The organism is Mucilaginibacter galii, assembly GCF_014635825.1.
Classification (GTDB): Bacteria; Bacteroidota; Bacteroidia; order Sphingobacteriales; family Sphingobacteriaceae; genus Mucilaginibacter; species Mucilaginibacter galii.
Window position 1 is genome coordinate 17,987 of record NZ_BMDO01000015.1, and the last position, 13,198, is coordinate 31,184.

General features: G+C 45.5%; 11 protein-coding genes. 8 read left to right on the forward strand and 3 right to left on the reverse strand.

Annotation, left to right across the window (positions count from 1 at the left end; all coding sequences use genetic code 11):
- The first annotated feature begins 8 nt into the window (after positions 1-8).
- The 3 genes from IEV61_RS19435 to IEV61_RS19445 are packed head-to-tail and all read left to right on the forward strand — an operon-like array spanning position 9 to position 2,991.
- Positions 9-1,298 (forward strand): glycosyltransferase, encoded by a 1,290-nt coding sequence (locus IEV61_RS19435; RefSeq protein WP_188418732.1) that lies wholly within the window; start codon positions 9-11, stop codon positions 1,296-1,298.
- Positions 1,298-1,861 carry a D-glycero-alpha-D-manno-heptose-1,7-bisphosphate 7-phosphatase gene (locus IEV61_RS19440; protein WP_188418733.1) on the forward strand — a complete coding sequence of 188 codons (564 nt, stop codon included), beginning with the start codon at positions 1,298-1,300 and terminating at the stop codon, positions 1,859-1,861. Before IEV61_RS19435 ends, IEV61_RS19440 begins: the two co-directional genes overlap by 1 nt.
- Positions 1,858-2,991, forward strand: a complete 1,134-nt coding sequence (locus IEV61_RS19445) for a glycosyltransferase family 9 protein (RefSeq protein ID WP_188418734.1) — start codon at positions 1,858-1,860, stop codon at positions 2,989-2,991. Before IEV61_RS19440 ends, IEV61_RS19445 begins: the two co-directional genes overlap by 4 nt.
- Here the strand turns inward: IEV61_RS19445 and IEV61_RS19450 are convergent.
- Genes IEV61_RS19450 through IEV61_RS19460 form a run of 3 tightly spaced genes read right to left on the reverse strand, consistent with a single transcriptional unit; the run spans position 2,918 to position 6,597 of the window.
- Entirely contained in the window at positions 2,918-3,910 is a 993-nt protein-coding gene (locus IEV61_RS19450; protein WP_188418735.1) for a glycosyltransferase family 9 protein, read from the reverse strand. The genes IEV61_RS19445 and IEV61_RS19450 overlap by 74 nt on opposite strands.
- The gene (locus IEV61_RS19455) at positions 3,911-4,876 is read right to left on the reverse strand and encodes a glycosyltransferase family 2 protein (RefSeq protein ID WP_188418736.1); all 966 of its coding nucleotides are present in this window, start codon (positions 4,874-4,876) and stop codon (positions 3,911-3,913) included.
- Positions 4,870-6,597, reverse strand: a complete 1,728-nt coding sequence (locus IEV61_RS19460; RefSeq protein WP_188418737.1) for a carbamoyltransferase family protein — start codon at positions 6,595-6,597, stop codon at positions 4,870-4,872. The genes IEV61_RS19455 and IEV61_RS19460 overlap by 7 nt, the downstream gene beginning before the upstream one ends.
- 226 nt (positions 6,598-6,823) lie before the next feature.
- Here IEV61_RS19460 and IEV61_RS19465 point away from each other — a divergent pair, with 226 nt between their 5' ends.
- The 5 genes from IEV61_RS19465 (at position 6,824) to IEV61_RS19485 (ending at position 13,126) form a co-directional block, all read left to right on the forward strand.
- Positions 6,824-7,201 (forward strand): DUF4890 domain-containing protein, encoded by a 378-nt coding sequence (locus IEV61_RS19465; protein WP_188418738.1) that lies wholly within the window; start codon positions 6,824-6,826, stop codon positions 7,199-7,201.
- A 139-nt stretch (positions 7,202-7,340) separates the two neighbouring features.
- Entirely contained in the window at positions 7,341-8,246 is a 906-nt protein-coding gene (locus IEV61_RS19470; RefSeq protein ID WP_188418739.1) for a DUF1338 domain-containing protein, read from the forward strand.
- A gap of 4 nt (positions 8,247-8,250) precedes the next feature.
- Positions 8,251-11,178, forward strand: a complete 2,928-nt coding sequence (locus tag IEV61_RS19475) for an FAD-binding and (Fe-S)-binding domain-containing protein (RefSeq protein ID WP_188418791.1) — start codon at positions 8,251-8,253, stop codon at positions 11,176-11,178.
- 224 nt (positions 11,179-11,402) lie between these two features.
- Positions 11,403-11,981 carry an RNA polymerase sigma-70 factor gene (locus IEV61_RS19480; protein ID WP_188418740.1) on the forward strand — a complete coding sequence of 193 codons (579 nt, stop codon included), beginning with the start codon at positions 11,403-11,405 and terminating at the stop codon, positions 11,979-11,981.
- Between the two features lie 146 nt (positions 11,982-12,127).
- On the forward strand, positions 12,128-13,126 hold the full coding sequence (locus IEV61_RS19485; protein WP_188418741.1) for a FecR family protein: 999 nt from the start codon (positions 12,128-12,130) through the stop codon (positions 13,124-13,126).
- Positions 13,127-13,198 lie beyond the last annotated feature (72 nt).

Here is a 13,198-nt window from a genome sequence, read left to right on the forward strand (position 1 = left end):
AACCTCCTATGAAACACCAACATAAAAGAATAGCATTTATAAGCGAGCATGCCTCACCAATGGCCAGCCTTGGCGGGGTAGACACCGGTGGTCAGAATGTTTACGTAGCACAACTGGCTAAACACCTGGCGGCACAAGGCTATTTGGTAGACGTATTTACCCGCCGCGAAAGTGCCGAAATAGCCGAAGTGGTTGACTGGGCGCCGGGCGTGAGGGTAATACATGTTACCGCCGGACCAGCAGAGGTCATTATTAAAGAAAATATACTGCAGTATATGGATGATTTTAAAGACAATATGATTGCCTTTATCATAAACAAACAACTGCATTATGCGCTTACTCATGCCAATTTCTTTATGTCGGCACAGGTGGCTATGGGGGTTAAAAAAGAACTGGATATTCCTTTCGTGGTAACCTTCCATGCGCTGGGCCACGTACGTCGTATTCATCAGGCCGAAAAGGACAAGTTTCCTGAACAAAGACTGACCATTGAAGAACAGGCTGTGCAGGAAGCAGATCATATTATAGCCGAATGCCCGCAGGATAAAGAAGACCTCATACAATATTATAATGCGCCGGTGGAGAAAATTAGCATCATTCCATGTGGTTTTAGTGCAACGGAGTTTTATCCTATTGATAAAGAAGTAGCCCGTAAAATTGCAGGCTTACCGCAAAAGGAACATATTATACTGCAATTGGGCCGCATGGTTCCGCGTAAAGGCGTTGATAATGTGATCAGGGCATTGGGTAAATTAAAAGGTACCAAAAAGCCGGTAAAGCTGGTTGTAGTAGGCGGCGAATGCGAAGAACTGGTGGAGGAAACTTGCCCCGAATATGCACGCTTGATGAATATAGCCCGTGAGTATAATATTGATGCGTCTGTAATTTTTACCGGTCGTAAAAATCGCGATCAGTTGAAGTTTTACTATAACGCCGCCGATGTTTTCATTACCACACCTTGGTACGAACCCTTTGGCATAACCCCACTGGAGGCTATGGCCTGCGGTACACCGGTAATAGGTTCTAATGTGGGAGGTATTAAATACAGCGTAGCCGATGGCGAAACCGGTTTACTGGTACCTGCCGAAGACCCAGAAGCTTTAGCCGAAAAGATAACCCAGTTGGTTAATAATGAAGATATACTATACGGCATGAGCAGGAATGCCATTAAAAGAGTAAACACGTTCTTTACCTGGGCACATGTAGCAGGGCAGGTAGAAGATTTGTATAAAAAATTGATGCCTGTTGCTAAACAACGCAATGTATTACTGGGCATAGATAAAAGCGTAGCTGCGTAATGGCTAAAGCAATTTTTTTAGACAAGGACGGCACGCTGATACCGGATATACCGTACAATGTAAATCCCGACCTGATAACCCTGCAAGCCGATGCCATACAAGGCTTGCAACGGCTGAAAGATGAAGGATTTCTGTTTATCATCATATCAAACCAGGCGGGGGTAGCTCGCGGTATTTTTAGCGAAGATGCCTTGCCTGCGGTTGAACAACGTCTTTCTGAATTAATGTCTGCTCATGGTATCCAATTGAGCGGCTTTTATTATTGCCCACATTACCGGGAAGGTAGCGTTGCAGCCTATACGCAAGACTGCGATTGCAGAAAGCCTAAGCCCGGCATGATACTCAAAGCTGCACAGGAACATGAAATTGATCTTTCACAATCATGGATGATAGGCGATATTTTAAATGATGTGGAAGCGGGTAACCGCGCGGGCTGTAGAACGGTACTCATAAATAATGGTAACGAAACAGAATGGGTAGCGGGGCCAATGCGTTCGCCCACCTACACTTGCAGCAGCATTAACCAGGCGGCCAAAGATATTTTAAACCCGCAAATGGCATGAGCTGGCAAGGCTGCAAAAATATTCTCTGCATCCGTCCCGATAACATGGGCGACCTTATTATGACCGGTCCGGCCATACGCGCGCTTAAAGAAAGTTTTGGGGCCAAGATAACCGTACTCACTTCATCTATGTCGGCCGGTGTAGTTAAGCATATGCCCGAAATTGATGAGGTTATCATATTTAATTTGCCTTGGGTAAAGACAGCAGAGACGCCGGATGTAACTGTTTTTAGCGAAGTAGTGGCTCAGTTGAAAGAGCGAAACTTTGATGCAGCCGTAGTATTTACCGTTTATAGTCAAAATCCTTTACCCACGGCTATGCTGGCCTACCTGGCAGGCATTCCCCGCATACTGGCTTACTGCCGCGAAAATCCGTACCAGTTAATTACCGACTGGGTGCCCGATAAGGAGCCTTACAAGTTCATCAAACACCAGGTACGCCGCGACTTGGATTTAGTGGCAACGGTGGGAGCAACCACCACTAACGAAAATTTAACGTTAACGGTTGATGATGATCTGTGGCCTTCAATTACGCAGCAATTATCAAATAAGGGATTAGATACGAATAAACCCTGGATCATTCTCCATGCCGGTGTAAGCGAGACGAAACGCGAATACCCTGCCGAGTGCTGGATAGTCGCCGCTAAAAGATTGATAAGGGAATACGGCTTGCAAATACTGCTCACCGGTTCCGAATCAGAAAAGCATTTGACCGAGGAGTTGCAGGTGCAAATAGGAGAGGGTAGTTTTTCGGCAGGAGGGACTTTTAAACTCAATGAATTTATATGCCTCGTTAAATATGCGCCGCTTTTATTATCGGTAAATACAGGCACTATTCATATTGCCGCTGCAGTGGGCACGCCAACGGTGGTGCTATACGGCCAAACAAACCCACAACATACGCCCTGGAAAGTACCGCATACAATATTGGAGTTTCCGGTACCTGTAGATATGCATAGTAGGAATGAAGTTATTGCCTACGTTAACCAAACCGTGTATGCCCAACCCTCAAGCATCCCCAAAGCTGCTGATGTGGTTAATGCCGTAATTGACCTGCTTAAGCGATCGTCGCCAGCAGGTCAACCGTTTGCGCATACACCAGTCCAAAGTCAGGTGTTTCCAGCCAGTTAATGGTGCGGTGCGTTTGCTTATCCAGAGGCCCCCAGCGCTCAGGCTCCCCATCCATGCTTAACACGATGCTCGGCGTCTTAAACGCTGATGCAATGTGTGACACCCCCGTGCAATTAGAGATCAGCATAGCTGAGTTTTTGATCAACAGTGCTACGGCTCCCACGCTGGTTAGTCCGGCTGTGTTAATGGGTTTATGGCACATGTGGTTTATCACTTCGTTTATGATGCCAGCTTCCTCTTTGGTGCCGGTAAGTACCACCTGGTAGCCGTGATCGGCACAGTAGTCGGCTAAGGCAGCAAAATGCTCCACCGGCCATTGTCGCCAGCTTCCGCGCGAACCGGGGTGCACGCATACATATTTCTTAGGCTCAATACCAAGGTGCAATGAAGTTAGCTTCTCTTCATCATTAGGCAACAAGGGGAACTCGAAATCGGTACCTTGCGATGGAATACCCAAGAACTCCATCAACGCAATGTGGCGCTCAATTTCATGACCATGGTCAGGGTAGGGCATGAACAGACCGTTATCGGGTGCATAATGACCTTCAATTGAATACCCCGCCGTGTGCTTTGCAGCAAACAGTTCCATCATCGGGTTAATAATAGAACCATTGCCCTGCATTTGTATAGCTAAGTCAAATTTTTCTCCCTGTATAGCGGTGAGCATTTGGGTGAAAGCCGCAGGCTCAAAAGGCTGTTCAGGCAAGCCGGGGTAGCCTGCAAAGCTGACAAAGCCATCGAATAAGTGACTAAAACGTTCGGTGAACGACTTTGCCCAAGGCAGGCCAATCAGCATGATCTGCGCCTCCGGGTAAGCATGGCGCAAAGCCCGTATGCCGGGGATAGCGCACAGCATATCGCCCAGTTGCAGGGCACGAAAAGTTACGATCTTCTTGATTTCGGCAGGTAAAAGTTTCATTTAAATGTACAGGACTTTATATTTTGCAGCGCCATACCACTGCCAGTAAACAGATATGAATGGAATTATTACCGAGGTAACCATCATTTCGGCAATATGGTTTGCCGTGAGGCGGGTATTGCGCAAGCGTTTAAACGTAAAGTAAAAGGTAAGGGCAAGCCAGGTAATTAGCCCTGCTAAACCCACGCCTGTGTTAGCACTCACAAAGCCGATCAACATAATTACAAAAACCAATATAATGGCATAGTACAGTATAGGCGGGCTCGACTGTATCTTCTTTCGGTACAGTTTTGGGTACTTTTTATAGAGCAGCGCATCATACATTGTTTTTTTCTGCTCTTTAATGCTTACGCCCCAAACTGCCTCACGTACCGGATGGGTAACAATGGCTGTCTTTATCTTCTTGATGGGTATGGCGTTGTTCATTAGCTTAAAGTGCAGGTCGCTATCCTCGCGCCAGGCCATGCTAAAACGCTCGTCGAAACCACCTGCTTTAATGAGCGCACTTTTTGTACAGGCACAATTAGCCGTAATAAAATCGGCCGTTTGTAGATGCGATATATTTAGCTCATAATCGGTTGGTTCTTCGCTAATGGGTACTATGACCTTACCTGTTACAGCCACATCCTCGTTGGTATGGCAATGCTTGGCAATCTCGCTCAGCCAGTGACTGTCGGGTATGCAATCGTCATCCGTAAAAGCTATAATTTGTCCTGCGGCGTTTTGCCAGCCATGGTTGCGGGCGGCAGCCGGGCCTCGTTTTTGAGGCAGCGGCATAAACTTGAGTACAGGCAAGTCATAGCCCGCCCAGTTGTTGAGCATAGTTTGCGTGTCGGCATCGGGGCCATCGCTAACCACAATAATTTCAAACTGGTTTTTATCGAACCGTTGCGCCAACAAAGCTTTGATGCAACGGTTCAGCAATTGCGGACGACGATAGGTTGGGACAACTACAGTGATCAGCATTTTTCTTTTTCAATCACAAACGATCCAATAATCAGCGCATCAAACGGCGATGTCCAAAAACATTCCACGGCATCGCGAGGGGTGCATACAATTGGTTTACTCAAGGTGTTAAACGATGTGTTTACCAATACCGGCACACCTGTTTTACGCTGAAATGCTTTTAACAGGTCGTAATAATTTTTATGCTGGCGCTGATTTATAGTTTGTATACGGGCGGTACCATCCGTGTGCCTTACGGCAGGAATTTGGTCAGCTTTTTCAGGCTTTACATCATAAACGAATAGCATGAAAGGGGAGTAATCTGCACCCTCAAACCAGTTGCCGGCTTCTTCTTCCAACACAACCGGCGCTACCGGGCGAAAATCTTCCCTGTCCTTAACCTCGTTCAAACGAGCCTGCATATCGGGACTAATCGGCGAGGCCAAAATAGAACGGCTGCCCAATGCCCGCGGACCAAATTCCATGCGGCCCTGGTACCAGCCTATGATCTTGTTTTGCGCCAGTATATCGGCCGTTTCTTCGGCTATGTTTTCCAGTTTGCGGTAAGGTACCTTCCACAGTTTTAAAGATTTTTCAATCTCTTCGTCAGTGTATTCCGGCCCCCAATAGCAGTGGTCCATTACAAAGGTACGGTCGTTGTTCTTGCGTTCCTGGGCATCAACAAACAGGGCAGCACCTAAAGCGGTACCATCATCGCCCGATGCCGGTTGTACCCAAATGTTTTTGAAAGCACCCCTATCTCGCAAGCGGGCATTGGCCACGCAGTTTAGTGCCACACCACCGGCCAGACACAGATTTTCTTCCTTCGTTTCTTTTTGCAGCCAGCCGGTCAGTTCCAGCATGCTTTCTTCTATCACATATTGTAACGAGTGCGCTATATTGAACTGGTGTGCTGTAAACTCTTCGTGGCGCAGGCGTTTAGGGCCAAATCGTTCGGTTAAGTTTTGGTTGTTAATGGTGTACTGGCCATTGCCATCTATTTGTACTATCTCCCAAAAGTCTTTCACAAACTCGGGTTTGCCGTAAGATGCCAGCGCCATTACCTTGTATTCATCAGATGAATGCAGGAAACCTAAGTGTGTGGTTACATCTTCGTACAACAAGCCCAAAGAGTGCGGCATATTTACCTGGCCAATGCGGTTAAGTTGTTGTCCGCTGCCTACGTTATAGGTGGTGGTAGCTAGTTCACCGCGGCCATCAACTGTCATTACTGCTGCCGTTTGGTACGGAGAGCAGTTGAAGGCGCTGGCCGCATGCGATATGTGGTGTTCTATAAAATGCCATTTTTCGCGGCTTATGTTGCAGCCCACAAAGCGTTTTTGAAGGTGGTGTGGGTAGCCGTCGCGCAGTTGGCCCGGGGCGTTAATAATAGATGACAGGAACAGTGGGTCCCAAACTTCGCGGTACTCTTCCATCAACGGACTTGGTCCTTCTTCAAAAGGAATCTCGATGGTAGGTTTACCACGGTGCTGCTCACCCACTAACAAGTAGGGGTCAAAAGAGTAAGCAATATGGTCTACATCGTTTATATGGATACCGGCAATGCGCAGGCAGTAGTCTATGGCATGAAAAGGCAGTTCCCAGGTAGAGAAGGGTACCGGGCGTTTGCCATGTTTGAAATGAGTAAAACGTTCTTCTTCAGTAGCGGCCAGTAGTACGCCGTCTTTAATAATACAAGCTGCCGAGTCATGAAATACGGCATTGATTCCTAAAGTATACATTAATTAATGAGTGTAAAAGGTTGATGTATGATGAGTAATTGATGACCGGTTAAAGACAATTTCTCATCTAAAAACATGGGTACAGTGTTATAGTTTTAAGAAATAAAAAAATTTAGAAGTTAAAGTAAAGAGATGTATATGACAAATTGGAGCAGGTATAATTAAAACCGCACGTTAAACTTTAATTAGAAAGTAAAGTCTATCTAAGCAAACAAACGAAATTTTTATGAAACGTATAATCATGATGATAGCCCTGGTGCTTGGTGTAACTGTGTTTGCCAATGCCCAAACTAAAGTACATAAGACTCCTGAGCAAAGAGCCACGCACCAGACCGTGAAATTGCAAAAGCAGTTGAAACTTACTGCAGACCAATCTGCTAAAGTAAAAGGCATTTTACTGGCCCGTGCTAACAAGGTAGATAGCCTGAAACAAATTGCTGCCAACGGTAATCGCAAAGCGATAAAGGGACAACGCAAAACCATTATACAAAATACCGACCAACAATTGAAATCGGTATTAAATGCTACCCAGCAAAAAAGCTACGAGGCATTCAAGGCTTCACACAAGGGAAAAGCTGGTAAGAAAGCGGCTGAGAAAGTATAAGTTACGGTTTAAATATTGATACCGTTATTGCGAGGTACGAAACAACGGTGTAGAAAAAGCGGAGATCAACTCCGCTTTTTTTGTGTACACATGCCGCCAGGTTCTCTATATTTGAAAAGCCATTTAAACGCATCCGAATATGAACTTTAGTGAGCATAAGCCTTTAGATATTTTCATGAACATGCTTTTTGAGCGTTACCAGCAAAAAGTACCGGCGGTGATGAAAATAACCGGTGCCATGATAGCGCAGGGCATAGTAACGGCGCAGCAAGAAATTGTGAATGATCATGTTGCTTTTCGTACGCTGGGTGTACCTCATTTGGGTATACAATCGTTCGAAAAAATATTCCTGCATCATGGCTATACCAAACGCGACTATTACTATTTCGAAGGCAAAAAGCTCAACGCATACTGGTATGCACCGCCTACGGAAGCCTATCCGCGTATATTCATGAGTGAACTGGTAGTTGATCAGTTATCACCCGGGGCGCAGCAGATCATTCATCAATATACCAACGCCATTACGTCTGACCCGGTAAATGCGCTGGACTTGAACAATGGACAGCAAATTGGCGAGTTTTTTCATCGGGCGCTTTGGCCGCTACCCACTAAAAAAGATTACGAAACCCTTTTGGCAGAAAGCGAATATGCCGCCTGGGTTATTTACAGCCGCTATTATTTAAATCATTATACCATTAGTGTACATGCCCTCAAAGATGGTTATAACACGCTGGTACAATTCGACGATTTTGTAGAAAGCTTAGGCATCAAGCTCAACACCTCAGGCGGAAAGATTAAGATCAGCCAAGATCAGCTTTTGCTTCAGAGTAGCACCGTAGCCGAAATGCAGGAAGCTACCTTTGCCGGTGGCGATACTATGAGCATTGCCGGTAGCTATGTAGAATTTGCCGAGCGCCTGGTTTTACCGCAGTTTGCAAACCTACCAGCCAACCAAATACAAGCAAAGCACCGCCGCGATGGCTTTGAAACCACCAATGCCGATAAAATTTTTGAAAGTACTTACACTGGACAAACCAAAGGCTAACCTCATGCAAAAGGCGTTACAGCAATTAGCAGTGCATTTGCAGGGCGACTTGTTTACCGATACGGCTATGCGCACGCTTTACGCCACCGATGCATCAGCTTATGCCGAAATGCCATTGGCGGTGGCTATCCCAAAAACGGTAGAGGATATTAAAGCGCTGATCGCCTTTGCCAGCAAGGAAGGCACTTCGCTCATTCCGCGCACGGCCGGTACCTCATTGGCCGGGCAGGTAGTGGGTAAGGGTATTGTGGTAGATGTATCCAAGCATTTTAACAAGATCATAGAGATCAATACCGCCGAAAGTTGGGTACGTGTGCAACCCGGCGTTGTGCGCGACGAACTCAATCAGTACCTTAAACCTTACGGACTGTTTTTTGGCCCTGAAACTTCTACGGCTAACCGGGCCATGATAGGCGGTATGGTGGGTAATAACTCTTGCGGGTCAAACTCTATTGTTTACCGCAGCACCCGCGAACATTTGCTGGCTGTTAAGGCGCTATTAAGTGATGGTTCGGAGGTGGAATTTAGCACGCTGAACTTTGACGAGTTTATAGCCAAGTGTAGCGGCGAAACATTAGAAGCTGCGTTGTATAGATCCATCCGCACGCAGCTAAGCAACTATGACAACCAGGTAGAGATACGTAAAGAATTTCCTAAGAAAAGTATTGAGCGCCGCAATACCGGTTATGCCATTGATATGCTGCTGGATACGGCGCCTTTTACTGTAGGGGGACCTGATTTTAATTTTTGCAAACTTATTGCAGGGTCTGAGGGTACGCTGGCTTTTATTACCGAAATTAAACTTAATGTAGTGCCGCTGCCGCCTGAAGAGGCGGGACTGCTTTGCGTACATTTTAATACGGTGCAGGAAGCCTTACAGGCTAATTTAATAGCGCTCAAATACAAACCAAGCGCCAGCGAACTGATAGATCATTATATACTCGATTGCACTAAAGACAATATAGAACAAAGCCAGAACCGTTTTTTTGTGCAGGGTGACCCGGGCGCAATACTGGTGGTGGAGTACGCCCGCGATAACAGGGACGAGGTACGTGCTATTGCCGAACAGGTGGAAGCCGATATGCGAGCAGCAGGTTTGGGTTATCATTTCCCACTATTGTTTGGCAATGATACCAAACGCATTTGGACTTTACGTAAAGCAGGCTTAGGCTTACTCAGTAATATGCCCGGCGATGAAAAGCCCGTGGCTGTAATAGAAGACACGGCCGTAGATGTAAATGACCTGCCCGCCTACATTGCCGATTTTAACGAAATATTGAAGAAGCACGGATTGTATTCCGTTCATTACGCCCATGCTGGTTCGGGCGAAATACATTTGCGGCCTATTCTCAATTTAAAAACGGCCGAGGGTAACCGCCTGTTCAGGGTCATAGCACAAGAGATCGCTTCACTGGTGAAAAAGTACAACGGCTCGTTAAGCGGCGAGCATGGCGACGGCCGCCTGCGCGGCGAATTTATAGCGCAGATGATAGGTGAACATAATTACCGTTTGCTACAGGAAGTTAAGAGTGTTTGGGATCCTAAGCACATCTTTAACCCCGGCAAAATTATAGATACGCCACCCATGAACACCTCGTTGCGTTATACGCCGGGACAACAAGTGCCGCAGTTGAAAACGGTTTTTCGTTATCATAACCAAAATGTGCTGCAACATGCCGAGCAGTGCAACGGCTCGGGCGATTGCCGGAAATCCCACCTCATGGGCGGCACCATGTGCCCCTCGTATATGGCCACTCGTAACGAAAAAGACACCACACGCGCACGGGCCAATATGCTGCGCACCTTTTTAATCAACTCCGATAAACTAAACCGCTTTGACCACGAGGAAGTTAAGGAGGTTATGGATCTGTGCATTAGCTGTAAAGGTTGCAAATCCGAGTGTCCTTCCAATGTAGACATGGCCAAGCTTAAAGCTGAGGTTCTACAGCATTACCAGGATGCTAACGGGGTTCCATTTCGTTCCAAGTTAATTGCCGGTTTTGCCATGGCCTCTAAGTGGGGGGCGTTAGCGCCAGGATTATACAACTGGGCTATGACCAATGCGGTAACAAGTAGATTAATTAAAAACTTTTCAGGCTTTGCTCAAGAGCGTTCTATGCCGTTGCTGCATCAGGATACCTTGCAAAGCTGGTATAAGAAGCATAAGCAATCAGCTAAACCCTCAAATAATCATAAAAAGGTGTACCTGTTTTGTGATGAGTTTACCAATTACAGTGATACACCCATTGGTATTAAAGCCATTTTGCTATTAGAGCGATTAGGTTACGAGGTTATTATCCCCAAACATATACAAAGCGGAAGGGCACATATTTCGAAAGGCTTGCTGCGCAATGCCAAAGAAATTGCAGAGCAAAATGTGAGGCTGTTAAGTCCGCTTATTTCCAAAGAAACACCTTTAATAGGCATCGAGCCTTCCGCTATCCTTACCTTCCGCGATGAATACCCCGATTTGGTTGACGATGAGCTGGTGGCCAGCGCTCAAAACATGGCTGCTCATTCATTTCTGATCGATGAGTTTCTGGCACACGAAGTCAAGGCCGGTAACATCCTGCCATCGCAGTTTACAGCACAAGAGCGCGTGGTTAAGCTGCATGCACATTGCCAGCAAAAGGCATGGTCGGCACAGGGGGCGTCGCAGCAAATCCTTTCTCTTCCGCAAAATTATAAAGTCGAGACTATTGCCTCCGGCTGCTGCGGTATGGCCGGTTCATTCGGTTATGAAAAGGAGCATTACAATATTTCCATGCAAATAGGCAACCTTGTGTTGCTACCGGCAGTAAGGAACAATCCCGAGAATGTGATCATTGCAGCTACAGGCACAAGCTGCCGTCACCAGATCAAAGACGGGGCAGGAGTGAGGGCATTGCATTCGGTAGAAATTCTTTTCGACGCACTGGTACGGCAAAATTAATTAAAGTGCGTTTCAGCCCGTTATACCGTAGGCATGACACTACAGGATAGTCAATCCTTAAAAAGTTTTTAGGTTCGTTCCACCAATTTACTTTAAGCTGTTTGTTCCGTTTAATCAACATTCATATTGATGAGTATTCAGTATGCCGCTTCCGGCATCTTTACAATACGCGCAAATTTTGGAGATTAAACAGCAGGATTTATAACCTAAGTTATTAACTAACCATGCTCGATATAAATAGTCTGAATGATTTACAACTACTCGATCTTATAAAAGCAGACCACGAACAGGCCTTTGAAGAGATTTATAACCGTTACTGGAAACAGCTATACAGTTATGCTTACAAACGCGTGAAAAGTCGCGAAGTAGCCGAGGAAATTGTACAAGACTTTCTGACTAATTTTTGGGCAAGCCGCAACAAGCTTCACATTCAAACTTCTTTTGAGGGCTATATCTACACCTCGGTAAAGCACTTGGTACTGAATTACTTTGCCCGTGAGGCCCGCAAAACGGTAGTGTTCGAAAATATTTACACCAACGCTTCTTACCTTGACAATTCTACAGAAGAGGTAATATCGTTACACGAACTACATACTGTTATTGCCAAAGAAGTAAGTTACCTGCCCGTTAAATGCCGCTCGGTATTTGAACTAAGCCGTATGCAAAATAAATCAAATAAAGAAATTGCCCGGGTTTTAGGCATTTCTGAAAAAACGGTAGAAGGCCATTTAAGCAAAGCCATTAAAAGGCTTAAAGTAAGCATCAGCATTGTTTTAATGGCAGTGGTAGCGCTGTATTTCTAATTTACCAATCCCATTTCTTTCCTGGTTAAAATTTAGCGGTGTTCAAGTGCTGAAAAAAAATTTCAGGCAGAGCAAGGGTTAGCCCGTTTGTAATTGTCATCACTATACCAATTCATAAACACACTCTTTAAAGGCTAAATTATGGTATGAAAATTACTCCTGAACTTATTCGTAAATATTTAAATAATTCGTGCTCTGACGAGGAGCGCGAAGCCGTTGATACCTGGTATCATAGTTTTGACCAGGGACCCGATCCGCTTCGGCTGATGAATGAGGTTGAGCAGGATAATCTGCAGCGCTCGTTGTACAATCGTTTCAAAAATTATTTGGCCGATCAAACTACTTCGGGCATCGGCCACCCATTACTGGGTAACCGGTTTGCTAGTTTGTTTTTTGCGTTTGCAAGTATAGCAGCGTTAATGCTTTTCTTTTTTAAGTTAGGTTTTAACAATCAGTCGTTGCCGGCCGTGGCCGCTAATGATAGCCGTGTGCAAATAGCTTTTCGCAACGCAGGTAACAGTATTTACAAAAAAGTACTACCCGATAACAGCACCGTTTGGTTAAGCCCCAACAGTACACTTACATACCCTGAAAAATTTAGCGGACAGTACCGCAATGTTACCTTAACCGGCGAAGCTTTTTTCGAGGTTACTAAAGATAAAAAGCATCCATTCATTATAAGCAGCAGCACTATTACCACTAAAGTTTGGGGTACCAGTTTTAGGGTGAGAGCATTTAAAAACCTGCCTGCCGAAGTGGCTGTAGTGTCGGGCAAGGTATCGGTTAACCCTAATCATCGTAAAGAGCAGGTAATGTTGTTGCCGAATGAAAAGGTAACACTTGCGGGTAATAAGCACCTGGTAAAAGATGTAAGCACTGATGTACAAAATGAGATGCGTATATGGAAAAAGGTATCGCTTTCGTTTAACGATGTACAATTAAGCCAGGTTTTCTCCGCGCTTAACAAAAATTTCAACATCAGGATCTATAGTAATCAAGCCAAGCTCAACAGCCTGGTGTTCACCGGCGATTTTACAGATCAAAGTCTTCCCGCAATACTGGATATGATCAAAGAATCTGTAAATGCGAATTATGCTATTGAAAGCGGTAAAGCCTTTGTATTCGAAACCAATAACACATTATAAATCCTTAATTAAATAAAACACATGAAATTAAAGCACATGATTTCGTCGAAGCCTTCGTGAGAAGAAAAGAAG

Coding starts and splice junctions, on each gene's coding strand:
- IEV61_RS19435 (WP_188418732.1), top strand. CDS start 9: ATGAAACACCAACATAAAAGAATAGCATTTATAAGCGAGCATGCCTCA.
- IEV61_RS19440 (WP_188418733.1), top strand. CDS start 1,298: ATGGCTAAAGCAATTTTTTTAGACAAGGACGGCACGCTGATACCGGAT.
- IEV61_RS19445 (WP_188418734.1), top strand. CDS start 1,858: ATGAGCTGGCAAGGCTGCAAAAATATTCTCTGCATCCGTCCCGATAAC.
- IEV61_RS19450 (WP_188418735.1), bottom strand. CDS start 3,910: ATGAAACTTTTACCTGCCGAAATCAAGAAGATCGTAACTTTTCGTGCC.
- IEV61_RS19455 (WP_188418736.1), bottom strand. CDS start 4,876: ATGCTGATCACTGTAGTTGTCCCAACCTATCGTCGTCCGCAATTGCTG.
- IEV61_RS19460 (WP_188418737.1), bottom strand. CDS start 6,597: ATGTATACTTTAGGAATCAATGCCGTATTTCATGACTCGGCAGCTTGT.
- IEV61_RS19465 (WP_188418738.1), top strand. CDS start 6,824: ATGAAACGTATAATCATGATGATAGCCCTGGTGCTTGGTGTAACTGTG.
- IEV61_RS19470 (WP_188418739.1), top strand. CDS start 7,341: ATGAACTTTAGTGAGCATAAGCCTTTAGATATTTTCATGAACATGCTT.
- IEV61_RS19475 (WP_188418791.1), top strand. CDS start 8,251: ATGCAAAAGGCGTTACAGCAATTAGCAGTGCATTTGCAGGGCGACTTG.
- IEV61_RS19480 (WP_188418740.1), top strand. CDS start 11,403: ATGCTCGATATAAATAGTCTGAATGATTTACAACTACTCGATCTTATA.
- IEV61_RS19485 (WP_188418741.1), top strand. CDS start 12,128: ATGAAAATTACTCCTGAACTTATTCGTAAATATTTAAATAATTCGTGC.